General features: G+C 54.3%; 25 protein-coding genes. 10 read left to right on the top strand and 15 right to left on the bottom strand.

Features of this window, described 5'->3' with window-relative positions:
- Positions 1 to 66 precede the first annotated feature (66 nt).
- Complete coding sequence (locus tag BMZ81_RS13985) at positions 67 to 225, top strand: hypothetical protein (protein ID WP_177187163.1); 159 nt, start codon at positions 67 to 69, stop codon at positions 223 to 225.
- A gap of 70 nt (positions 226 to 295) precedes the next feature.
- On the opposite strand, the gene BMZ81_RS02225 is transcribed toward BMZ81_RS13985, so the two are convergent.
- The 3 genes from BMZ81_RS02225 to BMZ81_RS02215 form a co-directional block, all read right to left on the bottom strand.
- The gene (locus BMZ81_RS02225) at positions 296 to 961 is read right to left on the bottom strand and encodes a dTMP kinase (RefSeq protein WP_091128133.1); all 666 of its coding nucleotides are present in this window, start codon (positions 959 to 961) and stop codon (positions 296 to 298) included.
- Complete coding sequence (locus BMZ81_RS02220; protein ID WP_091128131.1) at positions 958 to 1,677, bottom strand: WecB/TagA/CpsF family glycosyltransferase; 720 nt, start codon at positions 1,675 to 1,677, stop codon at positions 958 to 960. Before BMZ81_RS02220 ends, BMZ81_RS02225 begins: the two co-directional genes overlap by 4 nt.
- Positions 1,678 to 1,783: 106 nt before the next feature.
- Positions 1,784 to 2,716 carry a DMT family transporter gene (locus tag BMZ81_RS02215; protein ID WP_091128388.1) on the bottom strand — a complete coding sequence of 311 codons (933 nt, stop codon included), beginning with the start codon at positions 2,714 to 2,716 and terminating at the stop codon, positions 1,784 to 1,786.
- Between the two features lie 113 nt (positions 2,717 to 2,829).
- Here BMZ81_RS02215 and BMZ81_RS02210 point away from each other — a divergent pair, with 113 nt between their 5' ends.
- Positions 2,830 to 3,453, top strand: coding sequence for a DNA-3-methyladenine glycosylase (locus BMZ81_RS02210; RefSeq protein WP_091128128.1), 624 nt, complete (start codon positions 2,830 to 2,832; stop codon positions 3,451 to 3,453).
- Between the two features lie 3 nt (positions 3,454 to 3,456).
- On the top strand, positions 3,457 to 4,113 hold the full coding sequence (locus BMZ81_RS02205) for an HAD family hydrolase (protein WP_091128126.1): 657 nt from the start codon (positions 3,457 to 3,459) through the stop codon (positions 4,111 to 4,113).
- An 81-nt stretch (positions 4,114 to 4,194) separates the two neighbouring features.
- On the opposite strand, the gene gltA is transcribed toward BMZ81_RS02205, so the two are convergent.
- The 3 genes from gltA to BMZ81_RS02190 all read right to left on the bottom strand — a co-directional run bounded on the left by gltA (position 4,195) and on the right by BMZ81_RS02190 (position 7,260).
- Positions 4,195 to 5,580, bottom strand: a complete 1,386-nt coding sequence (gene gltA / locus BMZ81_RS02200) for an NADPH-dependent glutamate synthase (protein ID WP_091128124.1) — start codon at positions 5,578 to 5,580, stop codon at positions 4,195 to 4,197.
- Between the two features lie 2 nt (positions 5,581 to 5,582).
- Positions 5,583 to 6,425 carry a sulfide/dihydroorotate dehydrogenase-like FAD/NAD-binding protein gene (locus tag BMZ81_RS02195; protein ID WP_091128122.1) on the bottom strand — a complete coding sequence of 281 codons (843 nt, stop codon included), beginning with the start codon at positions 6,423 to 6,425 and terminating at the stop codon, positions 5,583 to 5,585.
- A gap of 172 nt (positions 6,426 to 6,597) precedes the next feature.
- The gene (locus BMZ81_RS02190) at positions 6,598 to 7,260 is read right to left on the bottom strand and encodes a Crp/Fnr family transcriptional regulator (protein ID WP_091128120.1); all 663 of its coding nucleotides are present in this window, start codon (positions 7,258 to 7,260) and stop codon (positions 6,598 to 6,600) included.
- 197 nt (positions 7,261 to 7,457) lie between these two features.
- Between BMZ81_RS02190 and BMZ81_RS02185 the strand changes: the two genes are divergently transcribed.
- Entirely contained in the window at positions 7,458 to 7,907 is a 450-nt protein-coding gene (locus BMZ81_RS02185; protein ID WP_091128118.1) for a CBS domain-containing protein, read from the top strand.
- Here the strand turns inward: BMZ81_RS02185 and BMZ81_RS02180 are convergent.
- Both BMZ81_RS02180 and BMZ81_RS02175 read right to left on the bottom strand, forming a co-directional pair.
- On the bottom strand, positions 7,862 to 8,188 hold the full coding sequence (locus tag BMZ81_RS02180) for a hypothetical protein (RefSeq protein WP_091128114.1): 327 nt from the start codon (positions 8,186 to 8,188) through the stop codon (positions 7,862 to 7,864). The genes BMZ81_RS02185 and BMZ81_RS02180 overlap by 46 nt on opposite strands.
- A gap of 10 nt (positions 8,189 to 8,198) precedes the next feature.
- Positions 8,199 to 8,798 (bottom strand): 4'-phosphopantetheinyl transferase family protein, encoded by a 600-nt coding sequence (locus tag BMZ81_RS02175; RefSeq protein WP_091128112.1) that lies wholly within the window; start codon positions 8,796 to 8,798, stop codon positions 8,199 to 8,201.
- A 166-nt stretch (positions 8,799 to 8,964) separates the two neighbouring features.
- Here BMZ81_RS02175 and dnaG point away from each other — a divergent pair, with 166 nt between their 5' ends.
- The 3 genes from dnaG to BMZ81_RS02160 all read left to right on the top strand — a co-directional run bounded on the left by dnaG (position 8,965) and on the right by BMZ81_RS02160 (position 13,759).
- Positions 8,965 to 10,803 carry a DNA primase gene (gene dnaG, locus BMZ81_RS02170; RefSeq protein WP_242942537.1) on the top strand — a complete coding sequence of 613 codons (1,839 nt, stop codon included), beginning with the start codon at positions 8,965 to 8,967 and terminating at the stop codon, positions 10,801 to 10,803.
- Entirely contained in the window at positions 10,796 to 12,259 is a 1,464-nt protein-coding gene (gene rpoD, locus BMZ81_RS02165; protein ID WP_242942536.1) for an RNA polymerase sigma factor RpoD, read from the top strand. The genes dnaG and rpoD overlap by 8 nt, the downstream gene beginning before the upstream one ends.
- Positions 12,260 to 12,409: 150 nt before the next feature.
- On the top strand, positions 12,410 to 13,759 hold the full coding sequence (locus BMZ81_RS02160; protein WP_091128108.1) for a Na+/H+ antiporter NhaC family protein: 1,350 nt from the start codon (positions 12,410 to 12,412) through the stop codon (positions 13,757 to 13,759).
- A gap of 103 nt (positions 13,760 to 13,862) precedes the next feature.
- Here the strand turns inward: BMZ81_RS02160 and BMZ81_RS02155 are convergent, their stop codons facing one another.
- The gene (locus BMZ81_RS02155; RefSeq protein ID WP_091128106.1) at positions 13,863 to 14,930 is read right to left on the bottom strand and encodes a hypothetical protein; all 1,068 of its coding nucleotides are present in this window, start codon (positions 14,928 to 14,930) and stop codon (positions 13,863 to 13,865) included.
- A 192-nt stretch (positions 14,931 to 15,122) separates the two neighbouring features.
- Between BMZ81_RS02155 and BMZ81_RS02150 the strand changes: the two genes are divergently transcribed.
- A complete protein-coding gene (locus BMZ81_RS02150) occupies positions 15,123 to 16,181 on the top strand; it encodes a D-alanyl-D-alanine carboxypeptidase family protein (protein WP_091128104.1) in 1,059 nt (352 codons plus the stop codon).
- A 230-nt stretch (positions 16,182 to 16,411) separates the two neighbouring features.
- On the opposite strand, the gene BMZ81_RS02145 is transcribed toward BMZ81_RS02150, so the two are convergent.
- From BMZ81_RS02145 to BMZ81_RS02120, 6 genes are all read right to left on the bottom strand, one after another.
- The gene (locus BMZ81_RS02145; protein ID WP_091128101.1) at positions 16,412 to 16,855 is read right to left on the bottom strand and encodes a divergent PAP2 family protein; all 444 of its coding nucleotides are present in this window, start codon (positions 16,853 to 16,855) and stop codon (positions 16,412 to 16,414) included.
- A gap of 230 nt (positions 16,856 to 17,085) precedes the next feature.
- The gene (locus BMZ81_RS02140; RefSeq protein WP_091128098.1) at positions 17,086 to 17,853 is read right to left on the bottom strand and encodes a hypothetical protein; all 768 of its coding nucleotides are present in this window, start codon (positions 17,851 to 17,853) and stop codon (positions 17,086 to 17,088) included.
- Between the two features lie 94 nt (positions 17,854 to 17,947).
- A complete protein-coding gene (gene wecB, locus BMZ81_RS02135; RefSeq protein ID WP_091128097.1) occupies positions 17,948 to 19,096 on the bottom strand; it encodes a non-hydrolyzing UDP-N-acetylglucosamine 2-epimerase in 1,149 nt (382 codons plus the stop codon).
- Between the two features lies 1 nt (position 19,097).
- Positions 19,098 to 20,297: an MraY family glycosyltransferase gene (locus BMZ81_RS02130; protein WP_091128094.1), complete on the bottom strand. Its 1,200-nt coding sequence runs from the start codon at positions 20,295 to 20,297 to the stop codon at positions 19,098 to 19,100.
- Positions 20,298 to 20,309: 12 nt separating this feature from the next.
- On the bottom strand, positions 20,310 to 21,317 hold the full coding sequence (gene trpS, locus BMZ81_RS02125) for a tryptophan--tRNA ligase (RefSeq protein WP_091128091.1): 1,008 nt from the start codon (positions 21,315 to 21,317) through the stop codon (positions 20,310 to 20,312).
- A 142-nt stretch (positions 21,318 to 21,459) separates the two neighbouring features.
- Positions 21,460 to 21,771 carry a hypothetical protein gene (locus BMZ81_RS02120; RefSeq protein WP_091128089.1) on the bottom strand — a complete coding sequence of 104 codons (312 nt, stop codon included), beginning with the start codon at positions 21,769 to 21,771 and terminating at the stop codon, positions 21,460 to 21,462.
- A gap of 138 nt (positions 21,772 to 21,909) precedes the next feature.
- Between BMZ81_RS02120 and gltX the strand changes: the two genes are divergently transcribed.
- The gene (gltX, locus tag BMZ81_RS02115) at positions 21,910 to 23,400 is read left to right on the top strand and encodes a glutamate--tRNA ligase (protein WP_091128087.1); all 1,491 of its coding nucleotides are present in this window, start codon (positions 21,910 to 21,912) and stop codon (positions 23,398 to 23,400) included.
- Positions 23,397 to 24,023 (top strand): stage II sporulation protein M, encoded by a 627-nt coding sequence (locus tag BMZ81_RS02110; protein ID WP_091128085.1) that lies wholly within the window; start codon positions 23,397 to 23,399, stop codon positions 24,021 to 24,023. The genes gltX and BMZ81_RS02110 overlap by 4 nt, the downstream gene beginning before the upstream one ends.
- Positions 24,024 to 24,054: the final 31 nt, after the last annotated feature.

Raw genomic sequence — 24,054 nt, 5'->3', positions numbered from 1 at the left:
TTTTCCAATGGCCAGGCTCCAAATTCCGGCCGGGCGCATAGAATGTCTCAAAGCGAGGTGACAAGTATGTGCTTTAACAACGGAAACAACTCCTGCCTGTGGATCATCCTGATCATCATCGTGATCTGCTGTTGCTGCGGCGGTTCCTGGGGCAATTCCTGGGGTGGGAACAGCTGCGGATGCAGATGCGGCTGCGACGACGGATGCGGCAACACCTGCTGCTAAGACATCACACCTGGCGAAATGGGGCGTTCTGCGTCCCATTTCTGCCGCCCGGCAACAGGACAGGCCTTCTTTAAAGATACCGTTTCATCCTGCGCCAGACCTCTTCGTGAATATCTTCCACAGATCGGATCTCCGCTTCCCTGGCACAGTTGATAACGGTCCAGTCCAACTCCTTTGCAATTTGCCGCGCATTCATGCGGCAGCTGCGAAGATAGGTTTCGTCCTGTTCGTGAATATCTGCATGGGTGCCGGTGACATGTTCCCGCCGGCGGAGCATACGCTCCGAGAGCTCTGTCGGAAGATCCAGATAGAGCACCAAATCAGGCTCCGGCAGTCCAAGACGGTGATACTCCAGATCAAAGAGCCACTTCAAAAACTCTTCCCGCTCAGCAGGCGGCAGCTTGGACGCCTGATGCACCGCGTTAGAAGTCGTATAACGATTGGCCAAAATCAAAGTCCCAGCCTCATAAGCCGCTCCCCAGTCCTGCTTGTAGGACGCATACCGATCCACAGCATACAGTGTGGAGGCCGCATAGGCACTGACATCTCCGGGCCGCCTGCCTAAAGCACCGTCCAGATAAAGCTTGGCAGGCTCGGCAAAAGGATTTCCGTATCGGGGAAAGTCAATCTCCTGGAAAGGGATCCCCTCCTGTCGTAAATGTTCCCCCAGCATCTTTGCCTGGGTTGCCTTGCCGGATCCGTCGGTTCCTTCAAATACAATCAGTTTTCCGCTCATTTGCGTCGCCTCTCCTGTTTGACATGTATCAAAAACAGTGGCAGCTTCATCATGCGGCCAATGCGCCTTGGTTCTCTGCACAGGCGGTAGAACCACTCCAGCCCATGGTCAGACCAGAACTTCGGGGCCCGCTCTGCCACGCCGGCAAAAATATCCAGGCTGCCGCCCAAGCCGCACAGCAAATGTGCCCCGGTGTTTGGACCATTCCTCTGGATCCAAAGCTCCTGCTTCGGCGCGCCAAGACACACAAACACCACGTCGGCGCCGCTTTTGCGAATGGCCTCCACCACGTCGGCGTCCTCCTGAAAATAGCCGTCATGGGTGCCTGCAACCATAAGGCCCGGATACTGCTTTTTCAAGTTTTCGGCCGCCTGCTCCGCAACACCCGGCTTGGCACCCAGCAAATACAGGGATTTGCCCGTCCTTGCCATTCTCCCCATTAAGTGGGCGGCGAATTCAATTCCCGGTGTTCTTTCTTTCAGCGGCGTCCCCAGCATGGCCGCCCCCTTAATAATGCCGACGCCGTCGGGCAGCACCAGGTCTGCACCGTTGACCGCTGCCTTTGCCTCGCCGTTTTCCAGGCAGACCTCCACGATCTCCGGGTTTGGCGTCACCACATAGTGGCATCCCGGACGATCCAGCAGCGCGGCTGCAGCGTCCACAGCCTCCGTCATTGTCATGTTATCAAATCCAACGCCCAAAACATCGATGCGCACGGAATCACCTCGTAACATACTCATACAATTTTATATTATACCATAGGGCTGCACCTTTGTCCAATCCCAGATCAAGCGGGGACGCCGCTTGGCATCCCCGCTTGGTTCACTCATCCAAAGCCGCCTCTTCCTGCGGCTGTTCCTCCCGGGATGCCGGAAGCTGTGCCAGCACAACGGCCACCAGCATCAAAACACAACCCACATACTCTTTCCCGCTCATGCGGTCTCCCAGCACAATAGCGCCTGCAAGCGTGGCGAACACTGCCTCCAAGCTCAAAAGCAGCGCAACCACCGTTGGATTGGAGTCCTTCTGTGCCAGAATCTGCAGCGTATAAGCTACACCACTGGAGAAAATGCCCACGTAAAGAATAGGTCCCAGACACAGGCGCAGCCCCTCTAATGTAGGAGTTTCCGTCACCAGCATTCCCACAGCGGACAGCACCGCTGCCACCAAAAACTGCGCACAGGACAACTCCACACCGTCCACCTTCTGTGTGAAGTGATCAATGAGCAGAATGTGGGCAGAGAAGCAAAGTGCGCAAAGCAATATATAGAAATCCCCTGCAGAAACAGAGAGATCCTCCTTAATGCACAGGCAGTACAATCCGGCCACCGCCAGCGTGACGCTGACCCAGATTGTCCTCGGCGCCTTTTTTTTTAGAAAAACTCCCGCAATGGGAACAATCACAATATACAGCGCGGTGATGAAGCCGGCCTTGCCGGAGGAGGTGGTCTCCAATCCCTTTTGCTGCAGGTTGGCTGCTAAAGTCAGTGCCACACCACAGCACAGGCCGCCCAGCAGTAAATTCTTCTGGGCAGCGGGTACTGGTTTTACTTCTCCGCGAAAGTCCCGCTTCCGCCGCAGGCGCAGCAGGATGCACAGAACCAGCAGGAATAAAAAGGCCACAGCCGATCGGGCGGCGTTAAATGTAAAGGGCTCCACATAATCCGCGCCAACACTCTGGGCTACAAACGCCGTGCCCCAAATAGAAGCCGCCAGAACCGGAAATACATTTTGTCGAATGCGATTGACTTTCATATAGCTTGCTCCATTGTCTGTTCCATGATATACTGAATAAAAAATTATATACAAATTTAGACCTCCGGGGACAATGTCCACAGAGAGCTATATTCTAACACCGAGGTGAAAAAATGGCAAGGCTTTCCCGTAATTTCTACATGGGCAATACGGTGGAAATCGCCAAAAAGCTTTTGGGTACCTGTCTGGTCCGCATATTGGACGGGGAGGCCCTGGTATGCCGCATTACAGAGACAGAGGCCTATATCGGTCGCTGTGACAAAGCCTGTCATGCCTACAATTACCGAAAAACCCCCCGAACCTCCATCCTGTTCGGTTCGCCCGGACATGCTTATGTCTATTTCATTTATGGGATGTACCATTGCCTGAATTTTGTAACGGAACCGGAGGGCGAGCCTGCCGCCGTCCTTATCCGCGCCGTGGAACCCATTGCGGGAAATGAAACGATACGCCGTCTGCGGTTTGGCACCAACACAGAGCATTTGACTGCTTATCAGCGAAAAAATTTTATGAATGGTCCCGGAAAATTATGTAAAGGGTTATCACTTACCACTTTAGAAAACGGAATGGATTTAACAGGAGATACCCTGTTTGTCTGCGAATATCCGACGGATATAGGGCTTGCTTCCCCACTCCCCAGCAGGGAGCGCATTTGTGCGGGGCCCCGGATCGGTGTGGACTATGCAGAGGAGGCCAGGGACTTTCCCTGGCGCTTCTGGCTGGAAACGGAGGTTTAGATCATGTTTTTTTTTGATATGGACGGCACCCTGATTGACTCCAACCGCATTTGGAAGGATGTGGATCGGGAATTTTTAGCCAGGCGCGGCCTTCCCTATACCCACGCCTATTACGAGGGAGTTGCCCATACCATCTTCCCTCTGGCAGCCAAGTTCACTAAAGAATTTTGTCATCTGCCGGAAAGCTGTGAGGAGATTATGGCAGAGTGGATGGAACTGGCTGGTGACATGTATGCCCATGTGTCCATTAAGCCTGGCGTACGGGCATATCTGAAGCAATGCAAAGCAGAAGGCCGCCGGATGGCCGTTGTGACTTCCAGTGTGCCGGATCACTGCCGCACCGCCCTGGGGAAGCTGGATCTTCTGAAGTATTTTGAGGACATCTTCTTTGCCCACGATTTGGGTGTGGAAAAGCGGGAGCCGAACCTGTGGCGGGCAGCCGCTTCCAAATGCGGCGTACGTGCGGAGGACTGTACGGTTTTTGATGACAGCCTGGCCGCCTGTCAGGGTGCCCGAAAGGCACGGATGCGGGTAGTCGGCGTATATGACGGCTATTTTGCCCAGGATGAAAAAGAAATGCGGGGCTTCTGCGACGTGTATATCAAGAGCTTTGAGGAGCTGCTGTATCTGCCGGAGCAAAGGGAGCGGCGAAAAAAATAGAAGGGCTCTTTTTCAGCTCTTCTCTCTATAGAAAAATGCCCTGCGGACATGTATCCGCAGGGCATTTTTCTAAAAACGGATTTACTTCTTGGAAAGGACTTCGTCGATGGCCTTAGCCGCAGTCTTGCCTGCGCCCATGGCCAGGATGACGGTTGCAGCGCCAGTGACGGCGTCGCCGCCGGCATAGACGTTCTCCCTGGAAGTCAGGCCGTCCTCGTTTACCACGATGCCGCCCTTCTTGTTAATCTCCAAGCCTTTGGTGGTGGATTTGATCAGGGGGTTGGGGCTGGTGCCCAGTGCCATGATCACGCAGTCCACATCCAAGTCAAACTCGCTGCCTGCCACCTCAATGGGACGGCGGCGGCCGGAGGCGTCCGGCTCACCCAGCTCCATCTTGATGCAGCGAATTTTGCTGACATTGTCATCCTCGTCCGCCAGGATTTCCACCGGGTTATTGAGGGTCTTGAAGATGATGCCCTCTTCCTCGGCGTGCTCCACCTCTTCCTTACGGGCGGGGAGCTCCTCCATGCCGCGGCGGTAGACCACATAGACCTCGGCACCCAGCCGCTTGGCACAGCGTGCGGCGTCCATGGCCACGTTGCCGCCGCCCACCACGGCCACCTTCTTGGGGTGGATGATGGGGGTATCGGAGTCGGGCAGATAGGCTTTCATCAGGTTGATGCGGGTCAAAAACTCGTTGGCGGACAACACGCCCTTATAGTTGACACCGGGGATGTCCATAAACATGGGCAGGCCCGCGCCGGAACCAATAAAGACTGCCTCAAAGCCCATCTCGTCCTGCAGCTCATCGATGGAGACCGTACGGCCGATAACGGTATCAGTGGCAATGGTGACACCCAGTGCCTTCAGGCCGTCCACTTCCTTCTGGACGATGGACTTTGGCAGACGGAACTCTGGGATGCCGTAGACCAGCACGCCGCCGGCCAGGTGCAGCGCTTCAAACACCGTGACATCATATCCCTTGCGGGCCAGATCTCCGGCGCAGGTCAGGCCGGAGGGGCCGGATCCGACAACAGCCACCTTGTGGCCGTTGGACGCTGGCTTTTCCGGTGCGGCGGTGGAGTGTGCGTTGTGCCAATCGGCCACAAACCGCTCCAGCCGTCCGATGCCGACGGGATCGCCCTTCTTGCCCCGGACGCAGTACTTCTCGCACTGGCTCTCCTGGGGGCAGACGCGGCCGCAGACGGCAGGCAGGGCGCTGGTATTGGAAATAATCTGATAAGCGGCCTCAAAGTCGCCTTTGGCGACCTCAGCGATAAACTCCGGAATATGTACCATCACAGGGCATCCGGTCATGCAGGGCTTGTTCTTGCAGTTCAGGCAGCGCTGGGCTTCATCCAAAGCCTGGGCCTCCGTATAGCCGAGAGCCACTTCTTCAAAATTCTTATTGCGGACATTGGGATCCTGAGAGGGCATAGGATTCTTCGTCAAAGACATATTGGCCATGGTTATTCGGCCTCCTTCTTGAACAGGTTGCAGGTTTCCTCGTGCTTGTGCATTTCAAAGTCGCGGTACATCTGGTTGCGCTTGACTGCCAGATCCCAGTCGACCTTGTGGCCGTCAAAATCCGGGCCGTCCACGCAGGCGAATTTCATCTCGCCGCCGACGGACAGGCGGCAGCCGCCGCACATGCCAGTGCCATCCACCATGATGGGGCTCATGGACACCGTAGTGGGAATCCCGTATGGCTCCGTCGTCTTGGAGACAAACTTCATCATAATCATGGGGCCGATGGCGAAAACCTCGTCATACTGGTTGCCGGCGTCAATGAGCTCCTTAAGCGCATCGGTCACCAAGCCCTTCTGGCCGTATGAGCCATCGTCCGTACAGATCTTCAGAATATCGCTGGATTTGCGGAAGTCGTCCTCCAAAATGACCAAATCCTTGTTTTTAAAGCCTACAACCGCATGAACCTCCGCCCCGTCATCATGGAACTTTTTCAGAACGGGATAGGCAATGGCGCAGCCCACGCCGCCGCCGACCACGCAGACTTTTTTCTTGCCCTCAGTCTCGGTTGCCTTGCCCAAGGGGCCTACAAAATCCTGCAGGCAATCGCCCTCGTTGAGGTGCTTCAGTTTCTCCGTTGTGGCACCGACCGTCTGCACAATAATGGTGACAGTGCCCTTTTCAGGGTCATAGTTGTTGATCGTTATGGGGATCCGCTCGCCGTGCTCATCCACCCGCAGAATGATAAACTGGCCCGGCTGTGCCTTTTTGGCGATCAGGGGCGCTTCAATCTCATATAGGGTTACGGTGGGACGGAGAGCTTCTTTTCTCACGATACGATACATACTGTTCCTTCTTTCCCGAATGCTCGAATTTTAGGAGTTTTGCAGATCTGCATCTTTCGATACGACACATTGTTCATATTTTAACATATGCAAAAATACTCGTCAACGAGTTTCTCCCGCATTTCTGCCAATCTTTCCATTGGTTTTTTGGGTATTTTGCAGATTCTTCCTTTCAGGAGTACAATGTAAATGTCCGTCCATCTGACCGGAGTTCCCCGCTTTCCCGCAGGCGCTTCAGCTCCCGCATCATGGCACTGCGGTCAGTTGCGATGTAGTCCGCCAGCATACTGAGTGAAAACGGCAGTGTAAACGTATCGCTTCCTGTTTTGTCCGACAGCTGGTGGAAGTAGCAGAGAAGTTTTTCCCGGATAGAACGCCGCGAAAGCACATCCACCCGTTCAGAGAGGGCCTGCGCCTTGTCTGACAGCAAGCGCAGCATATTCTGTACCAGAAGGCTGTGATGGGTGCAGGCTCTCTCGCACCGCTTAAGAATATGAGGATAATCGATAAACAGCACATCACAGGGCGTACGGCAAACCACCTCCAGGCTGTCCCGACTGGAGGCGGAAAATGACAGCATCCGGCCAAATACACCGCCGGCCCCCATCTCCTCCAGCACTGTGGATATCCCATCTTCGTCAATCCGGATCAAGGAGGCCTTTCCCCGCTCAATGATTCCAACCGCATTGTTTCTTTCTGCAGTGAAATCACAGAGCAGATCTCCTGTGCGGAAGGACTTCTGAACTGCTTGGAAGCAATCCAGCATTAAAAGATAGTTTTCATAGCTGATATCTGCAAATAGCGGGCTTTTCTCCAGTTCCTCTCTTGTCAGCATCACACGATCCTCCATTTTGTTGCATATATCACAACATTTTTTATCATATCAGCAAAAACGACAAATGTAAAGAACCTTGTCATACAAATTTCATAGATTATTCATCAATTCTGCGATTGGATTTTTTATACTAAAGGCAAAGGCTGGAAGCAGCCAAATACGGGCGGATCCCCGCCCAGGAGAAATGGGGCAACAAAGTGAACATTGCTTATTTTCTAATCCCCAAGAACCGTGTCGCCTATCTGTATGAAGACTGCACTTTCCGTCAGGGACTGGAAAAAATGCGGCACCACAGCTACACTGCAATCCCCGTCATCTCACGGGACGGACAATACATAGGTACTGTCAGCGAAGGCGATTTTCTCTGGCGGCTTCTCGCAGACGGACGTGAATCCCAGCAGCCATTTTCTATGAAGGATATGGAGCACCTGAAAATTCGGGACATTCTCCGCGGGAACAACTATCCCTCCGTTCGCATCACCGTCAGTATGGAGGAACTGCTCACCAGTGCTATGAACCAAAACTTTATTCCGGTTGTGGATGATCTTGGTAATTTCACCGGTATTGTGACCCGTAAGGATATCATCCGATACTTTGCCGATCAGAAAGATGCCGCCGAGCCGCAGCTCCTCAGAAAAATTGTATAAGCATATCCATGCTGCCTTTGGCAGCTGAAAGCGGCGGGACAGTAGTCCCGCCGCTTTTTGGTGCGGAGCAGAACTATTCTGCCGCATCCCGGCAGATGGGCTTTTATTCCCAAATAACAGGCGCAGCAAAAATTCCGGATATGCTCCCGGGTAAGCCAGGTTCTGTTTTGAATCCGCGCCAGTCCCAGATACAGCACTTCCAGATCCGGCAGATCCGCCATGAAAGCGTCGCTGTCCATCCGGACACGCTTTAAATTGATGTCCACGGTGACATATACCATGAGACATCCCTTACATCATGCCATCCAACTCGTACTTCCGTACGCTTCCCGGCCGCTCGCTGCCGCGGGTGGCCACTCCGGCCACATATCCCGGAAAGGTCTCTATAAAATAAAAGTGTTCTCCGTGCTGCAGCGGCGTCTCCGACTCCAGCATCACGCCAATGCCCGTTCCCGCCCGTTTCGCCCGGGCCTCCCGGCGCACCCAGCTTTTGAAAAAGGCCCTCTCTGTGGCCACATCCGCCAAACGGCGCATGGTCCGCTGGCTCACAGGCCGAATGTGCTCAATGTCCACCCCCACCGGCTCATCAGACAGTCCCACAAGCACCGCACCGGCAGTGTGGCTCAGATTGAAATGGACCGTTGGGAAATCCGGAAAATAGGGCTTTCCCAAGGAGGAATACGCCATGGGTGGAATCCCCTTCCAATGGTATTGCTCCCACAGGGCATGGCGCAATAGAAAGTAGGCACACAATGGCTCCCGGCGTTTTTCCGGCTTCTGGAGCCGCAGCAGCCGTTCCCGCCGCTCTGCCGGGATCAGCGCCAGCATCGCCTCAGTCTCCCGATTTGTCAAAGGCCGCTCCATTCGGGCAGTCCAGAGTTCAATGGGCATATCGAAGTGTTCCTCCTTTCTGCAGATAAGACCCATTTTACGCATTCTATGCTCATCTGTAAAGATTCCACAAACTTTTTTCAAAAATTTTGAGAAAAAAAGAGGAAATTCAAAAGTAAACGGGTATATCTTAATTGCTACCTTTTAAAAGGACGCACATTTCGGTATGACGATCGGGAAATATGGCAAAACTGACCGAAAGGAGGGACTTTGCCACATGGCGTTCCCCCAGAGCTTTCTGGATGAATTGATTGCACGCAGTGACATTGTGGACGTGGTAGGCAGCTACGTACAGCTCACCCGCAAGGGCGCCAATCTGTTTGGCCTTTGTCCCTTCCACAGCGAAAAAACGGGCTCCTTCTCTGTCTCCCCGGATAAACAAATTTATTACTGTTTCGGCTGCAAACGGGGCGGCGGCGTGGTGAACTTCATCATGGAGGAGGAGAACCTCCCCTTTCCGGACGCGGTGCGCTTTTTGGCAAAGCGGGCCGGGCTGGAGGTTCCGGAGGAAGACGGTGATCGCGAAGCCGGGCGCCGCCGTCAGCGGCTGCTGGATCTGAACCGGGACGCAGCCAGATTTTACTACCAGCTGCTCCAGCAGCCAGAAGGACAGGCAGTGCAGGACTACTTGGCCCGCCGACGCATTACCCGCCGGACCGCGGTGAAATTCGGCATGGGCGCCTCTCTGGACGCCTGGGATGTTCTGCTGACTGCCATGACAAAAAAGGGCTATACAAAAACGGAACTTCTGGAAGCTGGCCTCGTTGTGCAAAACCGGAACGGTGGGTTGTATGACAAGTTCCGAAACCGCCTGATGCTTCCTGTGATCGACACACGTGGAGATGTGGTGGCCTTTGGCAGCCGCGTTCTGGACAAGTCCGAGCCCAAGTATATGAACTCTTCGGAAACCCCGGTCTACAGCAAGCGGCGGGTGCTCTACGGGCTGAATCTTGCCAAAAAATCCAAGCGTTCCAATATCATCCTGTGCGAGGGCAACCTGGATATCGTCACCCTCCATCAAGCGGGATTTGACAATGCGGTGGCCTCTATGGGCACGGCGCTGACCGTGGAGCAAACCCGGCTTCTCTCCCGTTTTACCAAGGAGCTGGTGCTTTGCTATGACAACGACAATGCCGGCAAAATTGCCACTGAGCGGGCCCTGCAGATTCTGAATAACTCAGAATTTTCCGTAAAAGTGCTTCAGCTTCCCAGACGGCTGGTGGATGGGGAATACGTCAAGCAGGACGCGGATGACTTTATTAAGTTCCAAGGCCCGGATGCCTTTGAGCGGCTGCTGAACGGCAGTGAAAACGGCACGGAGTTCCGTATGGCCCAGGTGGCCGGGAAATACGACCTGGCCAATGACGAATCCCGCATCGCATATTGCGAGGAAATCAGTGATTTTCTGGCCGGGCTTTCCAATGCAGTGGAGCGAGAGATTTATACAACCCGCGCTGCTGAGGCGGCAAAGATTACGCCGGAGGCCATGAAGCTGGAGGTCCAGCGCGCCTTCAAACGGCGGATATCACGGGAAAGACGGGCGGAGCTCCGCAAGGATTTAAATCCTGCAGCGCAGCGGCAGCCTAAGGAGCGGACCCTCCGCTACGAAAATGTGCGTTCTGCACGGGCAGAGGAGGGTATTTTAAGGCTTCTTCTTTTGGATGACAGCCTGTTCCCACCAGATCCGCCCATTCAGGAGGAACAGTTCTCCTCTCCCCTGCTGGGACGGGCTTTCGCCGCTTTGTGGCAGGCAAGGAGCTGTGGACGGCCAGTGGCCATTGCCACGCTCACAGGGCTCTTCTCTCCAGAGGAGATGAGCCATCTGACATCAGTCTGTCAGCAGCCGGAATCGGTACAGAATGCCAGACAGGCATTGACAGACTACATACGCATTATCCAAACGGAAGCTGCCAAACGGTCGGGTGGGGTAAATGCCGATCCCCTGCTGGCAGCGGCAGAAAAATATAAAGACAAAAAGGGTACTGGAGGAAAGCAGCATGGCTAAAAAAAAGGAATTGACTCCCGAGGAGCTGGAGCAGCAGGCGGATGCGCTTCTGGCTGCCGCGGATGCGGCGAAAGAGGACTTCGCTGAAGAGGAGGTCGGAAAGCCGGCTGTCAGGTCCAGCAAGAAGTCCTCAGCCAAACAGCAGGAAGCGGAACCGCCCCACATGATGACCGATGAGGAGGCCAAAAAGGCCGGCATTGTCCGTCTGGACGACAAGCAGGTTTCGGCTCTTCCCGCTGCTGCGTGGCTGATCAGCAACGAAAAGCTGCGGGAGCTGTTGGCCAAAGGAAAGAAAAAGGGAAAGCTGGAGTCTGCCGAGCTCATGGACGCGGTGGATGATTTGAATCTGGAAGGCGAGCAAATGGATCAGCTCTACGACTCGCTGGAAGCGCTGAATATCGATATCAGCGCCGATGAGATTCTGCTTTCCGATCTGCCGGATGACGAGCCCGCCGCTGAGGAAATTGCCGATGTAGAAGAAGAAGAGTTGGTTGATCCCAATTCCCTGGTGGGCAACTTCTCCATCGACGATCCGGTCCGTATGTATCTGAAAGAAATCGGCAAAGTTCCTCTGCTCTCTCCGGACGAGGAAATCAATCTGGCTCAGGACATGGCGGCAGGCAACAGGGCATCCGAGGCGCTGGAGGATCTGAAGCGTGCCCGGGCCGCAGGAGAGGAATGCGCGATCACCCCGGAAGAGGAGGCCGCACTAAAATCAGATTATAACAGAGGTGAGACCGCAAAGCAGAAGCTGGCGGAGGCGAATCTCCGTCTGGTGGTGTCCATTGCCAAGCGGTATGTGGGCCGCGGCATGCTGTTTCTGGATTTGATCCAGGAAGGCAATCTGGGTCTTATCAAGGCAGTGGAAAAATTCGACTATACCAAGGGATATAAGTTCTCCACCTATGCTACCTGGTGGATCCGCCAAGCCATCACCAGGGCCATTGCAGACCAGACCCGTACCATCCGTATTCCCGTCCACATGGTGGAAACCATTAATAAGGTCATCCGGGTCTCCCGTCAGCTCTTGCAGGAATTGGGCCACGATCCATCCCCAAACGAAATTGCCGCGGAGATGAATATGCCGGTGGAAAAGGTCCGTGAAATTTTGAAGATTGCACAGGAGCCCGTCTCTTTGGAAACCCCTATCGGTGAGGAGGAAGATTCCCATCTGGGTGATTTCATTCCCGATGAGGGTGCGTCCGAACCCAGCGAAGCCGCCTCCTTCACGCTTTTAAAGGAACAGCTGATGGATGTGCTTTCCACACTGACTCCCCGGGAAGAAAAGGTGCTGAAGCTGCGCTTCGGCATCGAGGATGGCCGTACCCGCACCCTGGAAGAGGTCGGGAAAGAATTTAATGTCACCAGAGAGCGGATCCGGCAGATTGAAGCCAAGGCTCTCCGCAAGCTGCGCCATCCAAGCCGCAGCAAGAAACTGAAGGATTTCCTGAATTGAATGTTTTATAAAAAGGGGGACGCGCGAAGTGCGTCCCCCCTTTTTATAAAACATTGCTGCTTTTTCAAATTTTCAGCAGTAAAATTTCATTTGCATCCGGCCTGATAATCCTCTATAATCAAACACCGGATTTGGTTGGAGGGATGCCGTGTGGTGGAGCTGGTTTTACTGTTTTTGTTTTCAGCGGGGCTTTTGACCTGTGTAGCTGCAGGCCTGTCTATTTTATATGCCATGCTATTTGGATATATCCTGTTTTTTCTCTATGGAAGATTGAAAAAGTATGCGGTCAGGCAAGTTCTTCACTTTTCTGTCGTTGGAATCCGCAGCGTGCAAAATGTCCTGCTGAATTTTGTTTTAATTGGTATGATCACCGCCGCCTGGCGTGCCAGCGGCACCATCGCGTGCATTGTCTATTATGCAGCCGGAATCTGTGTTCCGTCCGCAATCCTGCTTGTGACATTTTTGCTGTGCTGTCTGGTCTCCTTTCTGACAGGAACTTCTTTTGGAAGTGCCGCAACCATCGGTGTCATCTGTATGACGATTGCAACCGGGATGGGACTTCCCCCGCTTTATACAGGTGGTGCGATTCTCTCTGGAGTCTATTTTGGCGACCGCTGCTCCCCTATGTCCACCAGCGCCCTTTTGATCAGTGAGTTAACTGGAACCAATATTTTCCGAAACATTGCCGTTATGATGAGAACCGGCTGGGTTCCTCTTGTCTTGCCCTCAGCAGTTTACTGGATCCTCGGATATGTCTGCCCGGCTGAAGGAAATGCCGCAGAGATCCGCGGAATTTTTCCGGAACAATATACGCTCTCCCTGGTCACACTCCTTCCGGCAGCAGTTATCCTTTTGTTTTCCCTCTTGAAAATTCACGTGAAAATCACGCTCGGTATCAGCAGCATCTGTGCCTTTCTGATTGCCTGCCAGGTTCAGAAAATCAGTCTCCTTTCCATGCTGCAGATTTGTGTATTCGGCTTTCATCCGGAAAATCCTGCACTGGCTGCACTGATGAGCGGCGGAGGAATTTACTCGATGTCCAACGTTTTCCTTATTGTCTGCATCTCCTCCTGTTACGCAGGGATTTTCAAGGAAACCGGATTTTTGGACAGTATTCAGGCGCACCTTCTGAAGTTCAGCAAAATGGCGACTCCTTTTGGCGCCATTTTGCTGACCGCCGTTGTCACCAGCATTGTCTCCTGCAACCAGACACTTTCCATCATACTAACCCAGCAGCTTTGCCAGCCCACAATCCCGGATGCAGAGGAATTCGCGTCCCACTTGGAAAATACCGTCGTCGTCATTGCCGGGCTTGTCCCATGGTCAATTGCGTGTGCTGTACCGTTGGCTTCCATTGGCGCGCCAACTGCCAGCGTGCTCACAGCGTGCTACTTGTACCTGCTTCCCCTCTATCATCTGTGCCTCCATATCCGGTCGGATAAGCCGCCATTTAAATCGGCTGACAAGTCCTCTGCTCCCCAAAATGAAATTGAGATGTAATTCTTCAGCTTTTCTGTTATCCACTGAAAAACGCCAAATCCAGAAAACAAATTTTCAAGAGAGAAGCGCCATAACTGGGATATGGTGCTTCTCTCTGTCCTCTTTATTTCAGATAGCTCAGCAATCGGCCGGTTTCAATCGCCGCCAAGGCACGCACGCCTTCAAAATCCACATATGGGTTGTAAACGGCCTCCAACCTGTCATGGTTGCGTTTGGCCTCCTTCAGCGCTGTTACACCCTCCTCACGGAGCAGCGCTGCCATGCGGGTTTGGAACCGGAGACGCGCTTTGCCGGATGGTTCCGTCATCGCATCGAGCCGAATGCGGCGGAACGGCTTTTTTCCATAGTCCATCCCCGGCCTGGAGGTAACAAATGCCAGCCCAAGCCCCGGGACTAGCAAGTGCTCTAAGCGGCTTGGATCCTCCGGAGCCATGCACGCTATGGTGTTCCAACCGTTTTCAACAGCCGCTTCGTGGAACCGTGCAAGCATACCGCCAGCCAATTCCCAGCTGTCAGAAATTTCATAAACCTTTGGGCATAATGTCTCCACGCTGTCAAAACGCCAGAGGTAGCCCTTGTGGGTGATAGTCCCCAAAAAACGACGGGTTGTTTTCCCCTGCTGTCCGCCGGGGCGGCGTAGCTCTCTGTATAAAATTCCATCTGCACGCCGTTCCGCCCGTTCCCGATCAAAGGTTTTCTGTACCGCCGAAACTGTGTCCAGTTCTACCTGCCGCGCAGCCCTTAAATTCCGGTAGGCGCGAACATATGCTGCTTGATAGGCGTGGGTATGGGCCTTTGCCTCGTCCGCTGATGCCTTGGCAGCAGTCAGGTCATAAAACCGTCCGAGATCCACATACCGATCCACAGCCGCCGGATATCTCGGCTCTATAACATGAGGTGCTGTGCCATCCACCACGGCGCACCGCAGATCCGGAAGCACCACGCCATCCAGGGAATCCGGATCGCCGGAGCACCACAGATATTCTACAGGGGTGCCTGCCTGCTCCATGCTGCGTCCGACTTCCCGCATAAATGTGGCCTTTCCGACGCCAGGCCCTCCCTTCAGTATCATCAGGTCATATGTATCTTCCAAATCCACCATTTCCGGGAACAAATTTTGGAATCCTTCGCCGCTGTTTGCGCCGACAAAAAAGTTTGTTACCTGTGCCATGTAGTTCCCTCCAAGTTCTGTTCTTACAATAGGCTATGCGCAAACAGCTTGGCTGGTCAGCCGTTTGCAGCAAAATTCCGCAAAAACGCGAGGCTGTGCAGGCAAATTTCCCACTTTCCTAAAATAGGGGATGAAATATGCCGGATTTTCTGATATAATAAATTTAATATTTTGCAGGACAGGAGCCACCCCATGGAAGATTGTCACCCATCTGCCATCTCTGATGAAGAACGCGCCGCCCGCAGAGCGCAGCGGGCCAAATCCCGCAGGGAAAAGCTGCGTCTGCGCCGCCGCAGACAGCTGCTTCGGCTTTTTCCAATCCTGATCGTCTGCTTGGTCGGTGTTTTCTGGTCCTCCCGCAGCCGGGCGGAACCAGCCCGTGAAAAGGCCGGCAGAGCCGTTCTGTCCACCCGCCCTCTTCCGGAAGCAGCAGCCCCTCCCTATTCCGCTTCTGTGTCTGCAGACACCATTCACTTAGACGAAGCCTTTTCCAGTGAATACGCCGTGCTGATTGATTTAACCAATGGTACCATCCTGGCGGAAAAGGCTTTTGACACGGTCATCAGCCCGGCCTCCATGACAAAAATTTTGACGCTGCTGGTCGCAGCCGAGCAAGTTACAAATTTGGATGATACCTTTACGCTTACCCGGGAAATCACGGACTACTGCTATGTCAACGACTGCAGTGTGGTTGGGTTGGAGATAGGGGAAACCGTTTCTATCCGCGAACTGCTGTACGGCACCATCCTCTCCTCCGGCGCTGATGCTGCCCTGGGACTTGCCATGTATGTATCCGGTTCCCAAGAGGCCTTTGTTGAGCAGATGAACGCCAAATTAGACGAATTGGGGCTTGCTGAAACTTCCCATTTTACAAATTGTGTGGGGCTGTATGATAAAGACCATTTCTGTACGGTTTATGATATGGCGATGATTTTAAAGGCCGCTATGGATAACGAGCTGTGCCGTGAAATTTTAGGGGCCCGCACCTATGAGACAGCACCCACGCCATACCATCCGGAAGGGCAGGTACTCTCGAATTGGTTTTTACGTAAAATCGAGGATCATATTCCTGATGACTTTGCGGTGATCGGCGCCAAAACGGGCTATGTGGCCCAGTCCGGCAACTGCGCCGCAAGCTGCGGAGTAACTGCAAGCGGTGCAGAATACATTTGTGTCACTGGGAATGCCTATAGCTCCTGGCGGGCTATTTATGACCATGTTGAACTGTATAAATCCTACTGCAGTCCATAAGTCCGCCTTTTGAAGTACGTGAGCGTTCAAAAGCGCTTTTCCAGCTTCAGCAAGTGGTTTGAACACTGCGCTCCCTTTTTTGCAGCATCACAAAAGCCCGCTGCAGGCAAAATGCCTGCAGCGGGCTTTCAGCTTTTCAAGAAGCATAGGAAGGTAATCTGTCAAGTAACGGCAGCAGCGGCCTCATCTGAAAAGCCGCCCCCATTTCTCAGCACACCTTTACACACTGGTTATCCACTTATTACTGCCGCCACCAGAAGCCCCAGCAATGCGCCAAAACAGACCTGCATCGGGGTATGTCCCAAAAACTCTTTCAGCTTGACATCTGGCTCCGCCCGGCTGCTGAACAGCTCCAGCAGCTCATTAATTGCCTTGGCATGTTTGCCAGCCTCCAGCCGTACACCCATTGCATCGTGCATCACAATGATGGCCAAAATCGCCGAAATGGCAAAAGAGGCGGAGGCAAAGCCATGTTCCAGACCGGCGGTTACAGAAAGTGCCGTCACAGTAGCGGAGTGTCCGCTTGGCATTCCGCCATCTCCGAACAGGCGCCGAAAGTCCAGTTTCTTGTGCATGATGGCGTAGAGAATGGTCTTGATTAGCTGTGCCAGTGTCCATGCCAGCACCGAATTCGTCAACAGTCTGTTTCTCAGCATTTCTGCAAAAATCATCATGATTTTCTGTCCTATCTTCTCTGTTTTTTTTATGATAACACAGCCTTGTCGAAAAATCCACGAAAAATGCGATCCATCTTTTGCGGGGCTGGCCAAAATACGTCACCAGAACCGATCTCACCACACATATTTCCTATCATTGCTTTTCTGTATGTCGGTTTCATGAAAAACCACTTTTCTCCTAGGCAGTCTTATGAAGCAAAAAGCCGGGGGACAATCCCCCGGCTAGTTTATCTTGATTCGCCCCGAATGCTGGTCAGAATCGTTCCGTCCGGCAGTGTAAAGCTCTCCTGTTCCGGTGCGGTCAAGTCCACAAGCAGGCCGCTCATACGGTAAATCGTCTCATCCTCCAGCAACTTTTCCGCAGCTACCAGCAATCCGTTGTCCACACTGACCCAGTACCGCAGCGTATAGCCGTCTGCATCCTTTGCCGTCTCCACATAGATGCAGTTCACATCTTCAGCAATCATACGGTAATCCGCAGTAGAAATCTGATCTGGTGGAAGCTGCAAAATCTCTTCATAGGTCGGAATCACCTGCTCATTATCGGCAGAAATCGTACCTGCCGGACCGATGTATACGTTCTGGCTGCTGTTATACCAAATATACGTGGATTCGCCGTCCGTCAGGGCGTGCCTGGCCTGTCCGGACGGCAGAATCCGATCGGTCCTGGTCCAGCTGCCGCTGACAGCCACGCTGATGTCAAATTCTCCGTTTCCGCCATCCCAAAACTGCTGTATCCGCATGGTCCGGCAGTATACCTCCGGTCTTGCCAGTGTCGCGATGGCAGCCTGTACCGTATCCGGCGTTACCTCCACCACTGTCAGCGCATCCCCGCCCAAGTTCGTATCTCCGGTATTCTCCCCCGGGGTCTCTTGTTCTCCCGGCAGTACAATATGAGAGGCAGGCCGCATTCTGCCCGCCAGCATCAGCGACACCGTCAGCACCACCACTGCAATAAACGCAATGGTCAGTTGGTTCATTCTGCGTCTGTCCATGGCAAAACCGCCTCCTCTCCCCGCCGGACAAGCCTCAACGGCCTCCTCCATTTTTTATCTATCCCGTGAACCCAATTGCTGCAGGCAGCGCCTTTTACGCGCCGAACTCCTCTGGTCTTTCCTTCCGCAGGCCGAACTTCCACTCGATGGCGTCTGCAATCCGGCGGCAGGCGTGTCCATCACCGTATGGATTCACCGCGCGGGCCATCCTGCCATAGGCCTCACTGTCCCGAATCAGACGCTCCGCCATGGTGACAATATCATCCTGCACCACGCCGCAGAGCTTCACTGTACCGGCAGCCACCGCCTCCGGCCGCTCCGTCTCCCGGCGCATCACCAGGACGGGCTTTCCCAGAGCGGGAGCCTCCTCCTGCAGTCCGCCGGAGTCCGTCAGCACCAGGAAGCTGCGATCCATCAGGTTGTGCATCTCGTCGGCGGGCAGCGGGTCAATCAGATGCACCCTGGGCGCGCCCCGGAGATAGGTATCCACCGCCTCCCGCACTACCGGGCTGAGGTGAACGGGATACACCAGCTCCACATCTGGATTTTCCTCCGCAATCTGCCGCAGGGCCAGCATGATGTTCTTCATGGACTCGCCGTAGTTCTCCCGCCGGTGACAGGTCACCAGGATTACCTTTTTCTCCCCATAGGGCAGCTGGTTCAGCTCCTCGGTGGAAAAGCGGTAATTCTTCCGGACAGTGGTTTTCAGGGCGTCAATCACGGTGTTGCCTGTGACAAACAGCCCCTCGGTAATGCCTTCTTTCAAAAGGTTTTCTTTGTTGTTCCGCGTAGGGCAGAAATATAAATCCGCAATGGCGGATACCAGCTTGCGGTTCATCTCTTCCGGAAAGGGAGAATACTTGTCATAGGTTCTGAGGCCTGCCTCCACATGCCCAACCGGCACCTGGTGATAAAAGGCGGACAGCGCCCCGGCAAAGGTGGTGGACGTATCCCCGTGAACCAGAATCATATGGGGCTTCAAGGTATCGATGGCCTCGTCCATTCCCAAAAGGCACTTGCTGGTAATGGTGGAAAGGGTCTGGCGGGGCGTCATAATATCCAGGTCGTAATCCGGCTTCAGGTCAAAGACCTCCAGCACGGAGTCCAGCATCTGCCGGTGCTGGGCCGTGACACAGCAAAGACTCTCCACATTCTCCCGGCCCGCCAGCTCCTTCACCAGCGGTGCCATCTTAATAGCCTCCGGCCGGGTGCCAAACACGCTCATAACGCGCAGTTTTTCCATGTTATGCGTCCTCTTCTTTCTCGGAATCCCCAGGGGCCTCAGACGATCCGGACTCCGCCGTCTCCGAAGGAGCCGTTTCCGCTGCAGGCTTGTCCTCCGCAGTGTGGTGCCCGTGCTCCTTCAGTTCTTCCAGCTCTTCCTTCAGCTCCTCCTTGACCTCCTTGGGAAACACCACCCGGGCGGTCACCACGGCCACAATGCACAGCGCTGCGAAAAACAGCATGGCCTTCTGCTCTCCCCCGGTGGTCAGCACGACGGCGGAGAGGCCCAGGATGGCGGAGATGACGTACAGCGTCGCCACCGCCTGCTTCTGGTTCAGCCCCATGTCAATCAGCCGGTGGTGGATATGGCTCCGGTCGGCATGCATGGGGCTTTGACCGTGGGCAATACGGCGGATAAAGGCGAACGCCGTGTCGAAGATGGGCAGCCCCAGAATCAAAAACGGCACCACAAAGGAGATCACCGCGTAATACTTGAACAGGCCCTGAATGGACATGGTAGCCAGGATATAGCCCAGGAAGGTGGCGCCGGTATCCCCCATGAACATCTTGGCGGGATTCATGTTGTAGGGCATGAATCCCACACAGGCGCCCACCAGAGCCGCCAGAACGATGGACACCTGCCCCTGATCCCCCAGCAGGGCAATCACCAGCATGGTGGTGGCAGAGATAGCAGAGACACCATTGGCCAGGCCATCCAGGCCGTCAATCAGGTTCACGGAGTTGGTAATGGCCACAATCCACAGCACGGTAAAGGGAATGGACAGCCCGCCCAGTACCCAGTACAGGTTCTCAGAAAAAATATTGGGGTTGGAAAAGGCCTGGATCACCACCCCGTTGAGGGCGGGAATCAGTGCCGCCACAATCTGCACCACAAACTTGAACATGGCGGGCAGAGCCATGATATCGTCCACGACGCCCAATACCACAATGATCACAGCGCCCAGAAGAATGCTCTGCATCTGCTGGTTACCCCGGATAGGCACAAACAGCAGGATACTCACCATAAAGCCGATAAAAATCGCCAGACCGCCAAGCCGTGGGATGGGTACCTTGTGCATCCGGCGGGCGTCCTTTGGAACATCGATGGCCCCCACCTTATAGGCAAAGGTCTTCACAACGGGCGTCATCAGGAAGCTGACCACCAACGCCACCAGCAGCGCCAGAATCACGTAGGCAATCAGCCGCGTTTCAAATATCATACTCGTCCTCCGTCAGCGGGCCAGGAATCCGACTTTTTTGTAGACCTTGGAAAGTGTCCGGTTCGCCACGTAGGAGGCCTTCTCCGCGCCGGTACGGTATACGCTCTCCAGATATGCCTTGTCTGCCAGCAAGCGCTCCGTCTCCTCCCGGATGGGCCGCAGCAGCTCCACCACAGCCTCCCCCACAGCCTTCTTAAAGTCGCCGTAGCCCAGGCCGTCGAACTCCTGCTCAATCTCTCCATAGCTCCTTCCGGTGGCCACAGAGTAAATCTGCATCAAATTGGACACGCCGGGCTTTGCCGCAGGATCGTAGCGGACGCAGGCGTCCGAGTCGGTCACCGCCTTCTTGAACTTCCGAAGAATATCCTCCGGCTTTTCCAACATATAGACGCAACCATTTTGATCCTTGTCAGACTTGCTCATCTTATTCTCCGGAGTGGTCAGGCTCATCACCCGTGCGCCTACCTGTGGAATATACGGTTCCGGCAGCTTAAACACGTCCCCGTAAACTCCGTTGAACCGGGTGGCGATGTCCCGGCAGATTTCCACATGCTGCTTCTGGTCACCGCCCACCGGCACCAGATCTGCCTGATACAGCAGAATGTCAGCCGCCATCAGCGCCGGATACGTGAAGAGGCCGGCGTTGATGTTGTCGGCATTCTTTGCAGACTTGTCTTTAAACTGGGTCATGCGGGAGAGTTCTCCGAACATGGTATAGCAGTCCAGCACCCAGGCCAGCTGGGCATGAGCGGGCACATGAGATTGGACAAACAGCACATTTTTCTCTGGATCCAGACCGCAGGCAATATAGGCCGCCACCTGGGTCAGCGTCCTGCGGCGCAGATCAGCCGGGACCTGACGGACCGTGATGGTGTGCATATCGGCCAGCATATAATAGCAGTCATATTCATCAGCCAGAGCCGCCCAATTCTTGATGGCGCCCAGGTAAGATCCCAGCGTCAGATCGCCGGAGGGCTGAATGCCGCTGAGAATCCGCTTCTTTTGTACTTCGTTTTCCATGGTCGGAACACCTCAAATTCATGTATTGAAATCGCCCGCGCAAAAGGGCGTAATTTAACTTTTATAGTGTATCACAGCAAGCTGGAAAGTGCAACGGATAAAAAAGCTCCGCGCCTATGGCGCGGAGCTTTCGGCCTCTTCTCTATTCCCTGTTTATCAGTTCATCCACCAGGGATATCACGCAGATGGCACTGGCCGCCCAAAGAAGTCCGAACAGTCCCATGCCGGCGGAGTTGGAAATGGAGGGAATTGCCGCACTTACGCCCATTCTGGAGGCAAATACGCAGCGGAACAGGAAGTAAAATCCCCCCAGCATCAGCAGCACATGAGTCATCAGCTTTTTCCGTGCCCCTCTCCGCCCCCGCAGAAGCATCCAACCAGCCGCCGCTTCCAGTGCACTGATCAGCAGTACGCCGCCGATCATCAGCGGAAATACCTCTTCTTCAACTGCCATTCTCTCACGTTCCTTTCCTCTTTTCATGATTCTACCAGATCCACCGGAAAACAGCAACTCCAGCCTTGACATTCCAAGGGAGAAAAGGGATAATGTAATTTGTGATTTTATGAAAATTTCCTGCTTGGAGGTATATTCATGGCACTTGATCAAGTTTTTTTTGAGGAGATGGAGTCCCGCATTCCAAAAGGGACGGTCCGTACCCGTTTTGCCCCCTCCCCCACCGGCTATATGCATGTGGGCAACCTGCGCACAGCGCTGTATACCTGGCTGATCGCCCGCAAGGCCGGCGGCACCTTCATCTTCCGCCTGGAGGATACCGATCAAACCCGCCAGGTGGAGGGCGCCACCGAGCTGATCTACCGCACGATGGCAGAATGCGGCCTGACGCATGATGAGGGCCCAGATGTCGGCGGCCCGGTCGGTCCCTATATCCAGACAGAGCGCCGGGATTTATATGGCAAATACGCTAAGCTTCTTGTGGAAAAGGGCGCGGCTTATTACTGTTTTTGCGAAAAGACGGAGTCTGAAGAGGACACAGGTAATTTTGACCGGGCTGATGATCCTTGCCGCAGCCTGAGTGTTGAAGAGGTTCAGGCGAATTTGGCTGCCGGCAAACCCTATGTTATCCGTCAGCGGGTTCCCCATGAGGGGAGCACTACCTTCCACGATGTCTCCTTTGGGGATATCACGGTGGAGAACAAAACCCTGGACGACCAGGTACTGCTGAAGCGGGACGGACTGCCCACCTATAACTTTGCCAATGTGGTGGACGACCACCTGATGGGGATTACCCATGTGGTCCGCGGCAGTGAATACCTTTCTTCCGCCCCGAAATACAATCTGCTGTACGAGGCCTTCGGCTGGGAAATTCCCACCTATGTCCACTGCTCTCCCGTCATGCGGGATCAACAGCACAAGATGAGCAAGCGCCACGGCGATCCCTCCTATGAGGATTTGCGTTCCATGGGCTACTTGACAGAGGCTATTTTGAACTATGTGGCACTGCTGGGCTGGTCCCCAAAGGGCGAGATCGCCGAGCGGGAGTTTTTTACCCTCCCCGAGCTGGTGGAGGCTTTCGACATTGCCGGTATTTCCAAGTCCCCTGCGATTTTCGATCTTGCCAAACTGGACTATTTCAACGCCACCTATCTCCGCGCCCTGACACCCGAGGCGTTTGCAACGGCCGCAGAGCCCTATATCCGCCAGGCGGTCAAAAATCCCGCCTACGACACCTGCGAAATTGCCGCACTGCTGCAGGCCCGGTGCGAAAGGCTGACGGACATTCCGGAGAAAGTGGACTTCTTTGATGCGCTTCCGGACTACAGCGTGGAGTTCTATACCAACAAGAAATCCAAGACGGATGCCGCTATCTCCCTGGAGATGCTGCAAAAGGCACTTCCCGCCTTGGAAAACATTGCGCAGTGGACAATCGATGCCATCCATGATACGCTGATCGATCTGGCCGCCTCACTGGGGGTAAAAAATGCCACTTTGATGTGGCCGGTCCGCATCGCCGCGGCAGGCAAGCTGGTCACTCCCGGCGGTGCCGTGGAGATCTGCCACATCCTTGGGAAGGATGAAACGCTCCGCCGTCTGCGCCGCGGCATAGAGCTGCTGAAGGCATGAACGATCTGCTAATCCCACAGTACGGCCGGTTGCTGCAGTGTTGGAAAGACGGTGGATCCGGGGAGGCAAAACGATCCGCCATTGCATTTCTCATCCTGGCAGTGATCGCTTTTGCCGCCTGTATGCTGCTGCCGGATCTGCGGGAAATTTTATTTTCCTATGTTGGGAATGTATTTTTCTCTTTAAATGTTGTGGATGAAGTTGGCAATCTCTCCGCCGTTGCCCTGTTGTCCAATAACCTGCAGGCCTGCACCATGATCATGCTCTACGGCTTGATCCCCTTTGTTCACCTGACCGCCCTGGCCCTCGGAATGAACGCCATGCTGCTGGGTGTGCTTGCCGCTTACTATGTTACCAATGGCATTTCCATGCTGGTATATCTGGCGGCGTTGATCCCACACGGGATCTTTGAACTTCCAGCCTTGATTCTGGCTTTTGCCATGGGCTTGTACGTCTGCGGGCAGCTGAGCCGCCGCTGCCGTCAGGATGAAACAGCCGTGCCCCTGTCGGAGTGTATGCTGTTGATCCTGCGACTGCTGGCTCTGGTGTTGCTGCCCCTGCTGGCTGTGGCTGCCCTGATAGAGGCGTATGTCACCCCATTTGTCGCTTCCCTGCTCTTTTAATTAATTTTATATCATGATAAAAGGAATGATT

The sequence above is a fragment of the Oscillibacter sp. PC13 genome (assembly GCF_900115635.1).
In the GTDB taxonomy this organism is placed as follows: Bacteria; Bacillota; Clostridia; order Oscillospirales; family Oscillospiraceae; genus Oscillibacter.
This window is presented reverse-complemented; position numbering and strand designations above follow the sequence as displayed.

Bases quoted from the DNA above. Each gene is read 5' to 3' on its own strand.
- BMZ81_RS02145 (WP_091128101.1), bottom strand. From the start codon at position 16,855: ATGATGATTTTTGCAGAAATGCTGAGAAACAGACTGTTGACGAATTCG.
- BMZ81_RS02130 (WP_091128094.1), bottom strand. From the start codon at position 20,297: ATGATATTTGAAACGCGGCTGATTGCCTACGTGATTCTGGCGCTGCTG.
- dnaG (WP_242942537.1), top strand. From the start codon at position 8,965: ATGACGATCGGGAAATATGGCAAAACTGACCGAAAGGAGGGACTTTGC.
- BMZ81_RS02120 (WP_091128089.1), bottom strand. From the start codon at position 21,771: ATGGCAGTTGAAGAAGAGGTATTTCCGCTGATGATCGGCGGCGTACTG.
- wecB (WP_091128097.1), bottom strand. From the start codon at position 19,096: ATGGAAAAACTGCGCGTTATGAGCGTGTTTGGCACCCGGCCGGAGGCT.
- trpS (WP_091128091.1), bottom strand. From the start codon at position 21,317: ATGGAAAACGAAGTACAAAAGAAGCGGATTCTCAGCGGCATTCAGCCC.
- BMZ81_RS02150 (WP_091128104.1), top strand. From the start codon at position 15,123: ATGGAAGATTGTCACCCATCTGCCATCTCTGATGAAGAACGCGCCGCC.
- gltX (WP_091128087.1), top strand. From the start codon at position 21,910: ATGGCACTTGATCAAGTTTTTTTTGAGGAGATGGAGTCCCGCATTCCA.
- BMZ81_RS02155 (WP_091128106.1), bottom strand. From the start codon at position 14,930: ATGGCACAGGTAACAAACTTTTTTGTCGGCGCAAACAGCGGCGAAGGA.
- BMZ81_RS02190 (WP_091128120.1), bottom strand. From the start codon at position 7,260: ATGCTGACAAGAGAGGAACTGGAGAAAAGCCCGCTATTTGCAGATATC.
- BMZ81_RS02180 (WP_091128114.1), bottom strand. From the start codon at position 8,188: ATGGTATATGTCACCGTGGACATCAATTTAAAGCGTGTCCGGATGGAC.
- BMZ81_RS02195 (WP_091128122.1), bottom strand. From the start codon at position 6,425: ATGTATCGTATCGTGAGAAAAGAAGCTCTCCGTCCCACCGTAACCCTA.
- BMZ81_RS02175 (WP_091128112.1), bottom strand. From the start codon at position 8,798: ATGCCCATTGAACTCTGGACTGCCCGAATGGAGCGGCCTTTGACAAAT.
- BMZ81_RS13985 (WP_177187163.1), top strand. From the start codon at position 67: ATGTGCTTTAACAACGGAAACAACTCCTGCCTGTGGATCATCCTGATC.
- BMZ81_RS02215 (WP_091128388.1), bottom strand. From the start codon at position 2,716: ATGAAAGTCAATCGCATTCGACAAAATGTATTTCCGGTTCTGGCGGCT.
- BMZ81_RS02205 (WP_091128126.1), top strand. From the start codon at position 3,457: ATGTTTTTTTTTGATATGGACGGCACCCTGATTGACTCCAACCGCATT.
- BMZ81_RS02110 (WP_091128085.1), top strand. From the start codon at position 23,397: ATGAACGATCTGCTAATCCCACAGTACGGCCGGTTGCTGCAGTGTTGG.
- gltA (WP_091128124.1), bottom strand. From the start codon at position 5,580: ATGGCCAATATGTCTTTGACGAAGAATCCTATGCCCTCTCAGGATCCC.
- BMZ81_RS02140 (WP_091128098.1), bottom strand. From the start codon at position 17,853: ATGGACAGACGCAGAATGAACCAACTGACCATTGCGTTTATTGCAGTG.
- BMZ81_RS02210 (WP_091128128.1), top strand. From the start codon at position 2,830: ATGGCAAGGCTTTCCCGTAATTTCTACATGGGCAATACGGTGGAAATC.
- rpoD (WP_242942536.1), top strand. From the start codon at position 10,796: ATGGCTAAAAAAAAGGAATTGACTCCCGAGGAGCTGGAGCAGCAGGCG.
- BMZ81_RS02225 (WP_091128133.1), bottom strand. From the start codon at position 961: ATGAGCGGAAAACTGATTGTATTTGAAGGAACCGACGGATCCGGCAAG.